This window comes from Streptomyces sp. NPDC048278 (assembly GCF_040652195.1).
Classification (GTDB): Bacteria; Actinomycetota; Actinomycetes; order Streptomycetales; family Streptomycetaceae; genus Streptomyces.
In genome coordinates, this window is the sequence record NZ_JBEZLP010000052.1 from 1 (window position 1) to 15,666 (window position 15,666).

16 protein-coding genes are annotated in these 15,666 nt (G+C 72.3%); 8 read left to right on the top strand and 8 right to left on the bottom strand.

The genetic code is table 11. The features are described from left to right. Positions 1–94 precede the first annotated feature (94 nt). A complete protein-coding gene (locus AB0D74_RS46635) occupies positions 95–910 on the bottom strand; it encodes a VOC family protein (RefSeq protein ID WP_362601310.1) in 816 nt (271 codons plus the stop codon). A gap of 127 nt (positions 911–1,037) precedes the next feature. Here AB0D74_RS46635 and AB0D74_RS46640 point away from each other — a divergent pair, with 127 nt between their 5' ends. Further along, on the top strand, positions 1,038–1,355 hold the full coding sequence (locus tag AB0D74_RS46640) for an ANTAR domain-containing protein (protein ID WP_362601313.1): 318 nt from the start codon (positions 1,038–1,040) through the stop codon (positions 1,353–1,355). Positions 1,356–1,358: 3 nt separating this feature from the next. On the opposite strand, the gene AB0D74_RS46645 is transcribed toward AB0D74_RS46640, so the two are convergent. Continuing rightward, on the bottom strand, positions 1,359–2,150 hold the full coding sequence (locus AB0D74_RS46645) for an RNA polymerase sigma factor SigF (protein ID WP_362601316.1): 792 nt from the start codon (positions 2,148–2,150) through the stop codon (positions 1,359–1,361). Positions 2,151–2,424: 274 nt separating this feature from the next. Here AB0D74_RS46645 and AB0D74_RS46650 point away from each other — a divergent pair, with 274 nt between their 5' ends. The 4 genes from AB0D74_RS46650 (at position 2,425) to AB0D74_RS46665 (ending at position 5,256) form a co-directional block, all read left to right on the top strand. Further along, positions 2,425–2,880 (top strand): MarR family transcriptional regulator, encoded by a 456-nt coding sequence (locus tag AB0D74_RS46650; RefSeq protein ID WP_362601319.1) that lies wholly within the window; start codon positions 2,425–2,427, stop codon positions 2,878–2,880. Beyond that, on the top strand, positions 2,877–3,716 hold the full coding sequence (locus AB0D74_RS46655) for an ATP-binding cassette domain-containing protein (RefSeq protein ID WP_362601322.1): 840 nt from the start codon (positions 2,877–2,879) through the stop codon (positions 3,714–3,716). Before AB0D74_RS46650 ends, AB0D74_RS46655 begins: the two co-directional genes overlap by 4 nt. Further along, on the top strand, positions 3,676–4,527 hold the full coding sequence (locus tag AB0D74_RS46660) for an ABC transporter permease (protein ID WP_362601326.1): 852 nt from the start codon (positions 3,676–3,678) through the stop codon (positions 4,525–4,527). Before AB0D74_RS46655 ends, AB0D74_RS46660 begins: the two co-directional genes overlap by 41 nt. A gap of 198 nt (positions 4,528–4,725) precedes the next feature. Continuing rightward, positions 4,726–5,256, top strand: a complete 531-nt coding sequence (locus tag AB0D74_RS46665; protein ID WP_362601329.1) for a hypothetical protein — start codon at positions 4,726–4,728, stop codon at positions 5,254–5,256. Positions 5,257–5,557: 301 nt separating this feature from the next. Here AB0D74_RS46665 and hemC read toward each other — a convergent pair whose 3' ends face one another. The 5 genes from hemC to AB0D74_RS46690 form a co-directional block, all read right to left on the bottom strand. Further along, entirely contained in the window at positions 5,558–6,493 is a 936-nt protein-coding gene (gene hemC, locus AB0D74_RS46670) for a hydroxymethylbilane synthase (protein ID WP_362601332.1), read from the bottom strand. A 104-nt stretch (positions 6,494–6,597) separates the two neighbouring features. Then, complete coding sequence (locus AB0D74_RS46675; RefSeq protein ID WP_362601483.1) at positions 6,598–7,554, bottom strand: ATP-dependent DNA ligase; 957 nt, start codon at positions 7,552–7,554, stop codon at positions 6,598–6,600. A gap of 93 nt (positions 7,555–7,647) precedes the next feature. Further along, a complete protein-coding gene (locus AB0D74_RS46680; protein WP_362601335.1) occupies positions 7,648–8,334 on the bottom strand; it encodes a response regulator transcription factor in 687 nt (228 codons plus the stop codon). Then, complete coding sequence (locus AB0D74_RS46685) at positions 8,331–9,563, bottom strand: sensor histidine kinase (protein WP_362601338.1); 1,233 nt, start codon at positions 9,561–9,563, stop codon at positions 8,331–8,333. Before AB0D74_RS46685 ends, AB0D74_RS46680 begins: the two co-directional genes overlap by 4 nt. 110 nt (positions 9,564–9,673) lie before the next feature. After that, a complete protein-coding gene (locus AB0D74_RS46690; RefSeq protein ID WP_362601341.1) occupies positions 9,674–11,146 on the bottom strand; it encodes an MFS transporter in 1,473 nt (490 codons plus the stop codon). Between the two features lie 209 nt (positions 11,147–11,355). Here AB0D74_RS46690 and AB0D74_RS46695 point away from each other — a divergent pair, with 209 nt between their 5' ends. Beyond that, on the top strand, positions 11,356–12,012 hold the full coding sequence (locus tag AB0D74_RS46695) for a TetR family transcriptional regulator (protein ID WP_362601344.1): 657 nt from the start codon (positions 11,356–11,358) through the stop codon (positions 12,010–12,012). On the opposite strand, the gene AB0D74_RS46700 is transcribed toward AB0D74_RS46695, so the two are convergent. Beyond that, positions 11,996–13,036, bottom strand: coding sequence for an alcohol dehydrogenase catalytic domain-containing protein (locus AB0D74_RS46700; protein ID WP_362601347.1), 1,041 nt, complete (start codon positions 13,034–13,036; stop codon positions 11,996–11,998). The two genes, AB0D74_RS46695 and AB0D74_RS46700, sit on opposite strands and share 17 nt — an antisense overlap. A gap of 306 nt (positions 13,037–13,342) precedes the next feature. Here AB0D74_RS46700 and AB0D74_RS46705 point away from each other — a divergent pair, with 306 nt between their 5' ends. Together AB0D74_RS46705 and AB0D74_RS46710 are read left to right on the top strand one after the other, a co-directional pair. Beyond that, entirely contained in the window at positions 13,343–14,068 is a 726-nt protein-coding gene (locus tag AB0D74_RS46705; protein WP_362601350.1) for a response regulator transcription factor, read from the top strand. 337 nt (positions 14,069–14,405) lie between these two features. Then, a complete protein-coding gene (locus AB0D74_RS46710; RefSeq protein WP_362601353.1) occupies positions 14,406–15,638 on the top strand; it encodes a cytochrome P450 in 1,233 nt (410 codons plus the stop codon). The last annotated feature ends 28 nt before the right edge of the window (positions 15,639–15,666 follow it).

A 15,666-nucleotide genomic window follows, 5' to 3' on the forward strand; every position in this document is an offset into this window, starting at 1 on the left:
CATCCCCCTCGGCGCCGCGCCCCTTCAGGGGCGCGGGGAACTGCGCGACCAGCCACGACGCACCCGCACCCGACGACGGCGCCCCCGGAACGGGTCACCGCGCCCCCCGCGCCGTCGTCACCGTGAACTGTGCCCCGTCCGGATCCCGGAGGATCGCCTCGGTGTCCTCCTCGCTCAGCACACTGCCACCGTGTTTCTCGGCGATCCGCGCACAGGCCGCCACGTCGGTCACCGCGAAGTGGATCTGCCAGTGCGGCCGTACCGACGGATCGGGGGCCGCCTCCACCGCCCCCGAGTCGATCCGGGCCACGGCATCGCCGCGGCTGCGCAGCACGACCTCGCCGGCCTCGTACTCGACCTCGCAGCAGCCCGGTTTGTCGGAGGCCCAGCCGAGGACCTCGCCGTAGAACATCGCGGAGTCGAAGGCGTTGCGGGTGTGCAGGCGGATGAAGGTCGGGGCGGCCTGCCGCCAGGTCTCCCAGTTGGAGACCAGTTCCCCCTCCCAGATGCCGAAGACGGCACCGTCCCGGTCGGCGATCAGCGCCGCCCGGCCGGGCGGGAAGGAGAGCGGACCCACCGCGGGGGTTCCGCCGCGCTCACGGGCCCGGGACACCGCCTCGTCCGCGTCGGGTACGGCGAAGTACGGCGTCCAGGCCACCGCCATCTGCCACATCGAGGCGACCGCGGCGATGCCCGCCACCGGCACCCCGTCCGCCAGCGCGATCCGGAAGTGGTCGCCGAGCCGGACGCTGCGCCATCGCCAGCCGAGCACGGCGCTGTAGAAGTCCTCGGTCGTCTGCAGGTCGCGGCTGGTCAGGCTCACCCAGCACGGGGCACCGAAGACCGAGTGCGTGGAGACCACTTCCCGCTTCTTCGGTGCGGGGCAGGGGGGAGGCGTGTCGTCGTTCATGGCACTCGCGTCCTGGTGTCGGGGCCGGCGGGGCGACCGGTCTGCCACCAGTCTCCAACCGGAAGCGGTGGGAATGCCTGCCGAGTACCCCGGTGGCGCGGAGCCGGACGGGTGACACGATGGGTGGATGCGCGAGAGCGAGCCGGACCGGATCTTCCGCCTGCAGGAAGAGGTCGACCAGCTCAAGGAGGCCGTCGCCTCCCACGCCGTGGTGGACCAGGCGATCGGCATGGTCGTCGCGCTCGGCCGGGTGACGCCCGACGCGGGCTGGGAGGTGCTCAAGGAGGTCTCCCAGCACACCAACATCAAGCTGCGCAGCGTCGCGGACCTGATCCTGATCTGGGGGCGCACCGGCGACATGCCGGCCGAGATCCGCGTCGAGCTGGCGGAGGCCCTCGAACGGTACGGCCCCACGCAGATTCCCGGCGCACCGCCCACCGGGTGAGCCTCAGCCGGCCTCCGCCGGCAACTCCTCGCGCAGCCGGTCGAAGCAGGCGGTGAGCAGGCGGGACACGTGCATCTGCGAGATACCCAGCTGCTCGGCTATCCGGCTCTGCGTCATACCGCGGAAGAACCGCAGGTAGAGGATGAGCCGGTCGCGCTCGGGCAGGCTCCGCAGACAGGGCTGTGCGGTCGCGCGGTCGACGACCAGGTCGTAGCCGGGGTCCGGGCCGCCCAGGGCGTCACCGAGCGCGTAGCCGTCGGCGCCGGGCACCTCGGCGTCCAGCGACAGCGCCGAGTAGCACTCCAGCGCTTCGGTCCCGTCCCGCACCTCGTCCTCGGTGAGCTCGGCCCGTGCGGCGATCTCGGCGACGGTGGGCACGCGCCCCGGGGTCGTCTGCTCCAGCTCCTTGAGGGCGGTCCGGACCCGGTTGCGCAGCTCCTGGACCCGGCGTGGCACGTGCAGGGTCCACATGTGGTCCCGGAAGTGCCGCTTGATCTCGCCGGTGATGGTCGGCACGGCGTAGGCCTCGAAGGCCCGGCCCCGCGCCGGGTCGTAGTGGTCGACGGCCTTCACGAGCCCCAGCGCGGCGACCTGGTACAGATCCTCCAGGTTCTCCCCCCGGCCGCGGAACCGCACCGCGATCCGCTCGGCCATGGGCAGCCACAGCTCGACCAGTTCGTCCCGGAGCGCCCGCCGCTCCGGGCCCGCAGGCAGCTCGGCCAGCCGTACGAAGGCCTGGGCCGTGTCGGGGGCGTCGTCGTGCGGATGGGACCTGGGTGTACAGGTGGCACGCATGGCGCGCACCTCCCTCAGCGGTGCTGGTGGACGGACACCGTGGGAGAACGCGCTCGGACCCTGGGGAGGCTCGGGGCGACCGACGGAAGCCGGCTCCCACGCACGTGCCTCCGGTCCGAAGCACTTAGCTGCGAATGCCCCGAAAGGCGCAAAGCGAAACAATTCACTAGAAAAAGTGACGTTGCTCTCATTTGCTCCTTGCCTTTCATGTCGGCCCGTCCCTTGACCGTTCCTTGGGGGGATATACCTCTGTAGCAGAGGTAATCTTCGAGGCGTGGAATCGGAGACCTTCCCGGAAGAACTCGCCGACGCGTTGGTCGGCATCCAGCGGCTGATCCGCCGCAGACTGCGGCGCGGACTCACCCGCCCGCGGCTGCGCGGCGCCGAGGTGGAGCTGCTGCGGCTGGTGGAGTCCCGGCCCGGGATCGGCATCTCGGACGCCGCCAAGGAGCTGTACCTGGCGGGCAACTCGGTGTCGACACTGGTCAACCAGCTCGTCAAGGACGGCTTCATGCGCCGGGAGACCGACCCGGCCGACCGCCGGGCCGCCCGGCTGCTGCTCACCGAGGACGCCGAGAAACGACTCGCCGACTGGCACCGCCGCCGCGCGGAACTGGTCGCCGGTCACGTCGCCCGGCTGGACGAGGCGGACCGGGAGGCGCTCAGCGCGGCGCTTCCCGCGCTGCGGAGACTGGCCGACACCCTGCACGAGGAGGCCGGGGAATCATGACGCCGGACACCACGCCGGACAGCACCGCAGTCGCCTGCACCGGGCTCTCCTACTCCTTCGGGGAGACCAGGGCCGTCGACGGACTCGACCTCAGCGTCGGAGAGGGCGAGGTCTTCGGACTGCTGGGCCCCAACGGCGCCGGCAAGACCACCGCCATCCGCTGCATCACCACCCTGCTGCCCGTCCCCGCCGGAATGGTCCGCGTCTTCGGCCACGACACCGGCCGGGAGCGGATGGCCGTACGGCGGCTGCTCGGCTACGTCCCGCAGCAGCTGTCCGCCGACAGCGGGCTCACCGGACGCGAGAACGTCGAGCTGTTCGCCCGCGTCTTCGACGTCCCCCGGCGCGAGCGCGCCCCGCGGGTCGCCGAGGCGCTGGAGGCCGTCGACCTCACCGACGCCGCCGACCGGCTCGCCGGCACCTACTCCGGTGGCATGGTGCGCCGCCTCGAACTGGCCCAGGCGCTGGTCAGCGCACCCCGGTTGCTGATCCTCGACGAACCCACCATCGGCCTCGACCCGATCGCCCGCACCAGCGTGTGGGACCAGATCAACTCCGTACGCGCGGCGACCGGCATGACCGTGCTGGTCACCACCCACTACATGGACGAGGCCGACCAGCACTGCGACCGGATCGGCCTGATGCACCGCGGCCGTATCCGCGCCCTCGGTACCCCCACCGAACTCAGGCGCGGCCTCGCCGAGCGTCAGGGCAGCGACGCCCTGCCCACCCTCGAAGACGTCTTCCGCGACGTGGCCGGCAGCGGCCTCGACGACCAGTCAGGAGGTTTCCGCGATGTCCGAAGCACCCGCCGCACCGCGAACCGTGTCGGCTGAGCGCACGGGCACGTCCCTGCTGCTGACCCCGCCCCAGCCGCGCTCCGGCTGGCGGCTGCTGCCCGCCCGGGTCGTCGCCATGTGCGCCGTCGAGCTGCAGAAGCTCCGCCACGACCGCACCGAGCTCTACACCCGCGCGATCCAGCCCGCCCTCTGGCTGCTGATCTTCGGCCAGACCTTCACCCGGATCCACGCGATACCCACCGGCGGCATCCCCTACATCGACTACCTCGCGCCCGGCATCATCGCCCAGTCCGCGATGTTCATCGCGATCTTCTACGGCATCCAGATCATCTGGGAGCGCGACGCAGGCATCCTCAACAAGCTCTTGGTCACCCCCACCCCCCGCTCGGCCCTCATCACCGGCAAGGCCTTCGCGGCCGGCGTGAAGTCCCTGATCCAGGCGGTCGTGGTCATCGTCATCGCCGCACTCCTCGGCGTGTCGCTCACCTGGAACCCCCTGAAGCTCCTGGGCGTCGGACTGGCCGTCGTCCTCGCCTCGGCCTTCTTCTCCTGCCTGTCGATGAGCATCGCCGGCATCGTCCTCAGCCGCGACCGGTTGATGGGCATCGGGCAGGCGATCACCATGCCGCTGTTCTTCGGCTCCAACGCCCTCTACCCGCTGGCGATCATGCCGGGCTGGCTCCAGGTGGTCAGCAGGGTCAACCCGCTGAGCTACCAGGTCGACGCCCTGCGCGGCCTGCTGCTCGGCACCCCCGCCCATCTCGGCCTCGACTTCGCCGTCCTGGCGGTCGCCGCCGCGCTCGGCATCACTGCGGCCTCCTCGCTGCTCGGGCGCCTCGCCCGTTGAGCCGGCGACACGTGCCGGGTACACCGACGTGATGTGCGGCACGCGCCCGCGACCCGCCCCGGACCCCCGGGGCGGGATAACCGCTGCGCAACGCTTGATCAGCGATCAAAGCGGGCGAACCCCCTGGCCACAGCGCATTCCACTCATTTGACAGTGCGCTGAGCACACAGATAAACAGCGTGGGTCGAGAGGGGCACTGTGTACGAGCCGAACGTGGTCGGGGACTGGCACGAGTACGACGAGCATGCCGGTCTGCGTGTCCGCGTCCACCGCCTGGAGAAGTCCGAGCCGCCGCGCGGCCGGGACGACGCCGCGGCCGGGCTGACGTACTTCAGTGCCCGGGTGACCATCGAGAACCGCGGCTCCGGCCACTTCAGCGTGCAGCTGGAGGACGGCCAGATCGACGTCCGGGTCGGCTCCGACGGCGAGGGCGCGTTCATCGACTGGCGCAACTCCCAGTTCATCGAGGGCTTCGACGTCTACCCGCTGCGCCGCGCCACCGCCGTCCTCTACGCCGCGGGCCCGGAGACCGCCCTCACCCAGGTCGACATCCAGATCCAGCTGCGCGTCGACGAGGAGTGGACCGAACGCCGGCTCTGGGCGGGCGGCATCGGCGTCCTGGAATCCACCACCGCCACAGCCTGCCAGCCCACCGGCCCCGGCAGCCTGGCCCACCAGGTCACCACCTACCTCAAGGACCAAACAGAACCCGGCCCCACCACCCCCTGACCCACAACACACCCCCACACCCGGACAACGTCCCGACGCGACACGTACCGCCCCCGACAGGGGCGCGGGGAACTGCGCGAAAGGCGACCACGCCGCCGCACCCGGACAACGTCCCGACGCGACCCGTACCGCCCCCGACAGGGGCGCGGGGAACTGCGCAAAAAGCCACCGCACCGCCGCACCCGGACAACGGCCTGGCGTGGCAACCACCGGGCCCGACAGGGGCGCGGGGAACTGCGCGAAAAACGACCACGCCGCCGCAGACGCACGACGACCCGGCGCGGCACCTCCAGCGGAGCGCCTAGTGGGGGATGCCGTCGATGATCTCCCGGGCCCCCTGCCGCAGCAGCGCCACGGCGACCGACGTGCCGAGGGTCGCCGGGTCGAGCCGGCCCGCCCACTCGTGGGCGTTCAGCCGGGTCTTGCCGTCCGGCGTGAACACACAGGCACGCAGCGACAGCTCACCGCCGCCGTCGACCCGCGCATAGCCGGCGATGGGGCTGTTGCAGTGGCCCTGGAGCACATGGAGGAACATCCGCTCGGCGGTGGCCTCCCGGTGGGTCGCCGGGTCGCCCAGCCCGCTCACCAAGTCGATCAGCTCGGAGTCCCCCTCCCGACACTGCAGGGCGAGGATGCCCGCGCCGATGGGCGGCATCATCGTCTCCGGGTCCAGCACCTCGGTGATGACGTCCGTGCGGTCGATCCGCTCCAGCCCCGACATCGCCACCAGCAGCGCGTCCGCCTCGCCCGCGGCCAGCTTCTCCAGCCGCCGGTTGACGTTGCCACGGAAGGGCACGCACTCCAGATGCGGATGGGTCGCCGACAGCTGGGCCACCCGGCGCACCGCGGAGGTGCCGATCCGGGTGCCCGGCGGCAGCTCGTCCAGGGTCAGCCCGCCCGGGTGGACGAGGGCGTCGCGGATGTCGTCCCGCTTCAGGAACGCCGCGAACACCGTCCCGGCGGGCAGCGGCCGGTCCGCGGGCACGTCCTTCACACAGTGCACGGCGAGATCGGCCGCCCCGTCCAGCAGCGCGGCGTCCACCTCCTTGGTGAACGCCCCCTTGCCCTCCACCAGGGACAGGTCGCCCAGCCACTTGTCGCCGGTCGTCTTCACCGGCACGACCTCGGTGCGCACCTGCGGGTACAGCGCAGCCAATTCGGCCCGGACCCGGGCCACCTGAGCGAGCGCCATCGGTGAGTCGCGGGAGACGATACGGATCAACTCGGGTGCGGACATGGGGACACGATAGACCTTCCCGCCGTCCGCCGATTCCGACATCCTGTCGGCCGCAGCCCGGTCGTCAGCCCGGCACCCCGCCCGTCAGCCCGGCCCCCCGCCCGTCAGCCTCGCTCCTCCGGCAGGTCCGCCGCCGATTCCTCCGGCGTGAGGTCCGGGCGCAGCCGCAGCCAGGACGGCTGGCGCAGCAGGCCGGCCCGGGTCCGGGTGCTGTAGGCGACCTCGCCGACCAGCCGGGGCAGCACCCAGTGGGCGCCGGGGACCGGCGGGACCGGGTCGAAGGGGCAGGAGTCGGTCCCGGCGGCCCGCAGCAGCGCGGCCAGTTCGGTCCGTTCCGCCGCGCTCCAGCCGGTGCCCACCCCGCCGACGTACCGCAGCCGCCCGTCGGCGGAGCGCTGGCCGACCAGCACCGCGCCCGGCAGTCCGGTCAGCCGCCCCTTGCCCGGCAGCCAGCCGCCGACGATCACGTCCTCGGCGCGCATGTTCCGGATCTTGATCCAGGCGCGGGACCGCACCCCCGGCTCGTACGCCGAGTCCAGGCGTTTGCAGACCAGGCCCTCCAGACCGTGCTCCCGGGTCGCCCGCAGTGCCTCGGCGCCGTGCCCCACGACGGCCCCCGGCGTCGACCAGTGGGGCCCGTCCAAGGAGAGCGACTCCAGACGCGCCCGGCGGTCCGCGTAGGCCAGGGTGAGCAGCGGGTCGGACAGCAGCAGCGCGTCGAAGACCACCAGGTGGACCGGGACCCGGGCCGCCATCCGTGCCGCCCGGGCCGGCGCGTGGGCCAGGCCCATCCGGCTCTGCAGCAACTGGAAGTCGGCGCGCCCGTGTTCGTCGACGGCCAGCACCTCGCCGTCCAGGATCGCCGGCGTCCGGCCCAGGGCCCGCGCCAGCGGGTGCAGCTCCGGATAGGCGGCGGTGATCACCTCGCCGGAGCGGGCGCGCAGCAGCAGGCTGCCGTCGCCGGGCAGGTAGACGACCACCCGCTGGCCGTCCTGCTTGGTCTCGTAGGCCCACCGGGTGTCCTGCGCGGCGGGCGGCAGCCGGCCGGCGGTGGCGAGCATGGGCGGGATCACGGGGAGGGCGGTCACCCAGGAGTTGTGAACCCGGCACGGCCGCCGCACGCGCCTTCCGGGACCGGTTCCCCCGAACAGGCCTCAGGGCGCCGGTGCCGGCGGCGGGGGCTGCACCAGCCCCGACTGGTAGGCCATCACCACCAGTTGGGCCCGGTCCCGGGCGTCCAGCTTGGTCATCGCTCGGTGGACGTGGGTGCGCACGGTCAGCGGGGAGACGAACAGCTTCCCGGCGATCTCCTCGTTGGAGCGGCCCTCGGCCGCCATCGCCATGACCTCGCGTTCGCGCGCGGTGAGCACACGCAGGTGTTCGGGTGCGGCGAGCCGTGCGCCGGGCGCGGGTGTGGCCAGGAACCGGGTGATGAGACTGCGGGTCGCGGTGGGGGAGAGCAGCGACTCGCCGGCGGCCACCGTCCGGATCCCGTCCAGCAGCGCCTCGGCGGTCACGTCCTTGCCGAGGAAGCCGCTGGCCCCGGAGCGCAGCGCCTGGGCCACGTACTCGTCGACCTCGAAGGTGGTGAGGATCAGCACCCGTACGCCGGACAGTTCCGGGTCCGAGCAGACGGCGGCCGTGGCGGCGAGCCCGTCGGTGCCGGGCATCCGGATGTCCATCAGGACGACGTCCGGCCGGTGCTCGTGGGCGAGTGCGACCGCCTCGGCGCCGTCGGTGGCCTCCGCCACCACCTCCATGTCGGCACAGGATTCGACCAGGATCCGGAACGTGGCCCGCAACAGGGCCTGGTCGTCGGCGAGGAGTACGCGGATGGTCATGGCATCTCATGTCCTTCGGGTTCCGGGGCGCCGGGGTACAGCGGCAGCCGGGTGGTGACCTCGTAGCCGCCGCCGTCCCGGTGCCCGGCGGCGAAGGCGCCGCCGACCGACCGGGCCCGCTCGCGCATCCCGATCAGCCCGAATCCGCGCCCGTGGGCGGGCGCGGGCGCGGACGGGGCGGTGGCGGGCGGGGCGGTGGCGGTGCCGTCGTCGGTGACCGTGAGGGTCACGTTGTCCCGGGCCCACCCGATCCTGACGTACGCGGCCTCGGCGGCGGCGTGTTTGGTGACATTGGTCAGCGCCTCCTGGACGATCCGGTACGCCGTCAGGTCGACGCCCGCGGTCAGCGGCTGGGGGATGCCCTCGACGTGGACGTGCACGGTCAGCCCGGCGGACTCGCAGGCCTCGGTGAGTTCCGGCAGCTGGGCGAGGCCGGGGCTCGGCGCGAGCGGCAGGTCCTGGTCGTCGGTCTGCCGCAGCAGGCCCACGGTGGCCTTCAGCTCGCGCAGCGCGGCAGCGGTCGTACCGGCGAGGTCCCGCAGGATCCGGTGCACCTGGTCGGGGTGGGTGCGCGAGAGGTGGGCCGCCGTCCCGGCCTGGGCGTTGGCCAGGGCCAGATGGTGGGCGACCACGTCGTGCAGCTCCCGCGCGATCCGCATCCGCTCCTCCGCGACCCGGTGCCGGGCCTCCTCCTCCCGGCCGCGCTCCGCGTACTCGGCCCGCGCGTGCACCGCCTCCAGATACGCGCTCTGCAGCCGTACGGCATTGCCGGCGACGACCGGCAGCAGCAGCCAGGCGGCCGGGCTGATCGTCTCCAGCGGCCAGGGGACGCCGGACGGGGCGAAGACCATGGCGGTGATCACCACGAGGGCGAGACTCCCGAAGTAGAACCTGCGCGCGGTGGGGCGGTCGGTGACGACCGCCAGCCGGTACAGCGCCAGCATCAGGCCGCCCAGCAGCAGCGGGGTCGGCAGCTGCCCGAGCCCCGCGGCTGCCGCGGTGGCCGCCGCGCCGACGGCGACCACCGTGCGCGGCCGGGTGCGCTGCCAGAGCAGGGCACCGCAGCCGACGGCGGCGAGGGCGATGGTCGGCCCGGCCTCGCTCGGCTGGGATCCGGCGGGCATGGTGATCTCGCTGCCGAGCAGGAACGAGGCGAACAGCAGCACCGCCGCCATGGTGTCGACGGTGCGGGCGTGCTCTTCGGCGTAGCGCTGCCAGGGGGTGCTCATCGGTCGCTCCGGTCGGTCTCCTGTGCCCATGGTCCGTGCCCCGGGCGGTGGGGCGGGCGGCTCACCGGGGACCGCCCGCCCCACCGCGGATCACCGTCCGCGTCGGCGGCTCAGTGCACGGACTCGGCTGTGGGCGCCGCCGGGGCCGGAGCGGGCTCCGGCTCCGCCGGGCGGCGGCCGGGCAGGAAGGAGGCGAGGACGAAGGCCAGTACGGCCGCGCCGGCGCCGATCGCCATGATCACCTTGAACCCGTTCTCGGAGGGCAGGGTGGCGCCGCCGAGGCTGATGGTCATCTGGGCCAGGATCACGCCGGCGACGGCGCTCGCCACCGAGGTGCCGATGGACCGCATCAGCGTGTTGAGGCTGTTCGCCGCCGCCGTCTCCGACGCCGCGACCGCGCCCATGATCAGTGCGGGCATCGCGCCGTACGCGAAGCCGACACCGGCGCCGATGATGCAGGAGACCAGGATCAGGTGCCAGACCTCGGACATCAGGAGGATGTTGAGGCCGTAACCGACGCCGACGATCACCGCGCCGATCATCAGCGTGACCTTCGGGCCCCGGGCCTTCGTGATCGCCGCGGAGACCGGGGCGAAGCCCATCATGACCAGACCCTGCGGAGCCATCACCAGACCGACCGTCAGCATCGACTTGCCGAGACCGTAGCCCGTCTGGGTCGGCAGCTGGAGCAGCTGGGGGAGCACCAGGGACATCGCGAACATCGAGAAGCCGAAGGCGATCGAGGCGAGGTTGGTGAACAGCACCTGGCGGCGGACCGTGGTGCGCAGGTCGACCAGCGGCTGGGTGGTGCGCAGTTCGAAGAAGCCCCAGGCGAGCAGCACGACGACCGCGAGCGCGAACAGGCCGAGCGTGGTGCCGCTGGCCCAGCCCCAGTCGGCGCCCTTGGAGACGGCGAGCAACAGCGAGACCAGACCGACCGCGAGGCCCACCGCGCCGAGCGCGTCGAAGCGACCGCCCGAGCGCACCTTGGACTCCGGCACCAGCAACTTGACCAGCGCGAACGCCACGACACCGAGGGCGGCGGAGGTCCAGAACAGCACGTGCCAGTCGTAGTGGTCCGCGATGAACGCCGCGGCCGGCAGGCCGAGCGCGCCGCCGACGCCCAGCGAGGCACTCATCAGGGCCGTCGAGCCCGCGAGGCGCTCCGGCGGCAGCTCGTCGCGCATGATGCTGATGCCGAGCGGGACCACGGCGGCGGCGAGGCCCTGCAGGGTACGGCCGATGATCATCGGGACCAGCGAGTCGCTGAGGGCGGCCACCACCGAGCCGCAGACCAGCAGCACCAGGCTGACCAGCAGCATCAGCCGCTTGCCGAACATGTCGCCGAGGCGGCCGGCCACCGGGGTGGCCACGGCGGCGGCGAGCAGGGTCGCCGTCACCGCCCAGGCCGCGTTGGACGCCGAGGCGTCCAGGTACTTCGGCAGCTCCGGGACGATCGGGATCACCAGCGTCTGCATCAGCGAGACGGTGATACCGGACAGCGCCAGCACCGCCACCACCGCGTTCGGGCTCGGCTGGGCCGGGCTTGTGGACCCGGCGGGCCGGACAGGGGCTTCGGACATGGGAGAGGGCCTCCGTAGGCAGAACAGGGAGCGACATGGCCACTATTTAAGTCAGTCGCTTGACTTACTTTACTGGCAGGGGTGGCGGCACTGTGCGCCGCCGCCACGTAGGCTCTTTCGGCTGGACCTCGCCGCCCCGGGCGAGGCCCCGGTACGGCTGGCGGGACCGGCCGGTCCGGGTGGTGCGTGGTCCCGGAGCGGTGGTGGGCATGGCGGGCAGGACGGCGCGGGCGGAGCAGGCCGGCGCGACACGGGAGGTCATCCTCGCCACGGCGGAACGGCTCTTCGCCGAGCAGGGCGTCTACGCCGTGTCCAACCGCCAGGTCAGCGAGGCCGCGGGCCAGGGCAACAACGCCGCGGTCGGCTACCACTTCGGCACCAAGGCCGACCTGGTCCGCGCGATCGCCGCCCGGCACTTCGGGCAGATCGAGGAGATCCGGGTCCGCCTGCTGGCCGCCGTGGGCGACTCCGACGACGTCCGCGGCTGGGTGGACTGCCTGGTCCGCCCGATCACCGAACACCTCGCCGGTCTGGGCAGCCCCACCTGGTACGCCCGCTTCTGCGCCCAGGTGGCGACCGACCCTGCCCTCTACGACATCATGGTCGAGGAGTCCCTGGCCTCGCCGTCGCTGCGGGAGGCCGTGGCCGGGCTGAACCGGCGGCTGCCGGAGCTGCCCGCCGAGGTCCGCACCGAACGCGGCCAGATGGCCCGGACGCTGATCCTGCACACCTGTGCCGAGCGTGAGCGCGCCCTCGCCGAGGGCACCGACACGCCCCGCGCCACCTGGGGCGACGCGGCCACCGGACTCACCGACGCCCTGCTGGGGCTGTGGCTGGCGCCGGTCACCGCTACGCGTCGAAGGTGACGACGACCTTCTCGGCGGCACCCGGTGTGAGGGTCAGCTGGAAGGCGCCCTCCACGTCGGTGAACGGGACGCGGTGGCTGATCAGCTTCGCGAACCGTTCGTGGTGCTCGACCAGCTCCGGGGTGACCTCGAAGATCTCGGTCGGGTAGCCCTGCGAGGCGATGAGCGTCAGCTCGCTGCGCAGCATGCCGCCCAGGTCGACCTCGCCCCTCTTCTGCACGGCGACCATGACCAGACTGGCGTGCCACTTCGCGTTGGCCACCACGGTGTCGAAGACGACCGGGGCGCCGGCCGCGTCGATGAAGATGTCGGTGTCCGGGCGAGGCTGGCCCAGCGCGTTGGCGCTCTGCCCGTGCAGCTCGGTCAGCCGTGCGGTCACGTCCTCCTCGGCCGAGTTGATGACGGCGTCCGCACCCACGGCCAGCGCCTTCTCCAGCCGGGCCGGTATGACGTCGGCCACGACCACGTGCCGTACGCCCCGCAGCTTCAGCCAGATGGCCGCGCCCAGGCCGATCGGGCCCGCGCCGAAGACGACCACCTTGTCGTCAGGACCGGCCTCGGAGCGGTTGACCGCGTGCCGGGAGACGGCCATCGGCTCGTTGAGGGCGGCGACCTCGAACGGCACGGTGTCCGGGAACACCGCGACGCTCCGGCCGACCTCCGCGTTCTCGATCAGCAGGTACTCGCTCAGCGCGCCGTACCGGCCGCCGCAGCCGATGATCCCGGTGGGCGCGTCCTGCGGGTTCACCACGACCCGGTCGCCCACCTTCAGGCCGGTGACCTCGGCGCCGGCTTCGACGACCTCGCCGGCCGGCTCGTGGCCCAGCGGGACCGGGACCAGGTCGCCGCCCAGGTGAGCGTGGGCGGGCATGCCGCCCATGTGCAGGAAGGTGACGTCGGTGCCGCAGATACCGCCCGCGCGGATCTTCAGCAGGACGTCCTTCGGACCGGGCACGGGACGCTCGACGTCCACGACCTCGATCCTGCCGACGCCACCGGTCTGTACGGACTTCATCGTGGCCATGGGGGTGACTCTCGCTTTCTGGAGGTACCGGCCCGGGGTGCCGCTGGGGCTCGCCCGGGGTGGTGCGGTCGCGGTGGTGGGTGCCCTCGGGCCGGGTGCCGGGCCGGGGGGGAGTGGGCCGGTGGCCGGCCCGAGGGCTGCGTCGGTACCCGTCCCCACGGGTCCGGCGCCCGGACCCGCCGTCGGGCGGGCCCTCGGGGTGGCCTCCGCTCAGAGCCACCCCGATTACTTGAGTTAGGCAAGCATATGTGGCTTACTTGAGTCAAGCAAGCTAATTGCCCGGCGCTCACGAAGGAACGGCTCCCCATGTACGGCAGCTCTTCGGCACCCCAGGTGCTCGCCCGTGGCAGCGGCCAACAGCTCCTGGTCGCCGCAGGTGACCCGGACATCGCCGAACTCCTGGCCACCACGCTGGAGTTGGCGGGCTACCGGATCGCCCTTGCGGACAGCGGTGCCGAGGTGGTGCGCCGGTTCGCGGAGCGCCGGTTCGACCTCGTCGTCATCGACGCCGAACTGCCCGGCCTCGACGACCTCGCCCGGGGCGGCCGGTTCAAGCCCGCCTACCGGCCGCCCGTCCTGCTGCTGGCCGACTGCGACTCCCTGGCCCGGCTGGTGCCGGAACTCGGTGCCGGCGAGCGGGACTGCGTCACCAAGCCGTTCCGGATCGCCGAAGTCCTCGCCCGGGTGAAGGTGCTGCTCCGGGACCGGGGCGACGGCGGCCGGTGGGGGAGCGTGCTGGACCACGCCGACCTGGTCCTGGACGACGGCACCTGCCGGGCCCGCCGCGACGGCCGCACCCTCGACCTCACGCCCGCCGAGTACCGGCTGCTGCGCCACCTCCTCGTCAACGCCCACAAGGTGCTGTCGAAGGAGCAGATCAGCCGGTACGTCTGGGGCGAGTTCCGGGGCGACAACGCCATCGAGCAACTGGTCTCCCGGCTCAGGCGCAAGGTGGACCGGGACGGGTCCGCGCTGATCCACACCCGGCGGGGCTTCGGTTACTGGCTGGGGGAGCCGTCGGACGACGAGTGAACAGTTCGCGATGGAATCCGTGAGCAAATGCGCGGGCGGCCCCGCCGACCGGCCGCGGGTGCGCGTCGGGACGGCTGAGTACAGGTCTCAGGGGGTACCGGGGTTGCGCGTCATGACACGTCAACATCCATGGGACATAAGGGAGTTCATGGCATCTGCCACGGATGTGTCGTTTATGGCAACGGTCCTGCGCTGTGATCTGGGCCACGTCAGCCGACTGTCAGGAAACTGACCGGAGCCGGTCAGTCCCACCTGTTTGCATGTGTTCATCGAGGCCTCGTACCCATCATCCCGGCGCTCCGCCGCGAGCGGAGTCCCCCACCCCGAGGAGACAGAGATGGCCGACACCCTGACGGACCCCCGACCCGGCCCGGCCGCGCAGGTCCCCGACTTCCCGATGCCCCGGGCCGCCCGCTGCCCCTTCGACCCGCCCCCGGCCCTGACCGCTGCCCAGGAGGAGGGCCCCCTCACCAAGGTCCGGCTCTGGGACGGCAAGGACTACTGGCTGCTCACCCGGTACGCGGACCAGCGCGCCCTGCTGCTCGACCCCCGGCTGAGCGCCGATCTCACCCGGCCCGGATATCCGCTGCAGATGCCGGTCACCGACGGCGGGAACACCGCCAGCTTCATCATGATGGACGACCCCGAGCACGCCCGGCTGCGCCGTATGGTCACCGCGCCGTTCGCGATCAAGCGCGTCGACGCCATGCGGCCTGCCGTGCAGAAGATCGTCGACGACCTGATCGACGAGATGCTGGCCGGGCCCAACCCCGTCGATCTGGTCGAGGCCTTCGCGCTCCCGGTGCCCTCGCTGGTCATCTGCGCACTGCTCGGCGTTCCCTACGACGACCACGACTTCTTCCAGGAGAACAGCAGGCTGCTCATCAGCCGCGACACCACCGTCGAGGACCGGACGGCCGCCCACGGCAGGCTCGCCGAGTACCTCGACCGGCTGATGGGCGAGAAGATGCAGCACCCCGCCGACGACCTGTTCTCCGGGCTCGTGGCCCGGGTGCAGGCCGGCGAGCTGACCCGGCTGGGCGCCGCGCAGATGGGCGTCCTGCTGCTGCTCGCCGGGCACGAGACCACCGCCAACATGATCGCGCTGGGCACCCTCGCCCTGCTCGAACACCCCGAGCAGTTCGCCCTGTTGCGCGACACCGACGATCCCAGGGCCGTCGCCGCCGCGGTCGAGGAACTGCTGCGCTACCTGAGCATCGTGCACAGCGGCAGGCGCCGTGCGGTCCTCGAGGACATCGAGGTGGGCGGGCAGGTGATCCGCGCCGGTGAGGGCGTGATCATGCCCAACGATATCGCCAACCGCGACCCCGAGGTCTTCGCCGACCCCGACCGCCTCGACCTGACCCGCGACGCCCGCCGCCATGTCGCCTTCGGCTTCGGCGTCCACCAGTGCCTGGGCCAGCCACTGGCCCGGATGGAACTCCAGGTGGTCTACGGCACCCTCTACCGCCGCATCCCCACCCTCCGCCTTGCCGCCGACATCGACGACCTCCCGTTCAAGCACAACGGCGGCGTGTACGGCGTCCACGAACTCCCCGTCACCTGGTGACCCCACCCCCCCGAAGAAAACTGAGGAG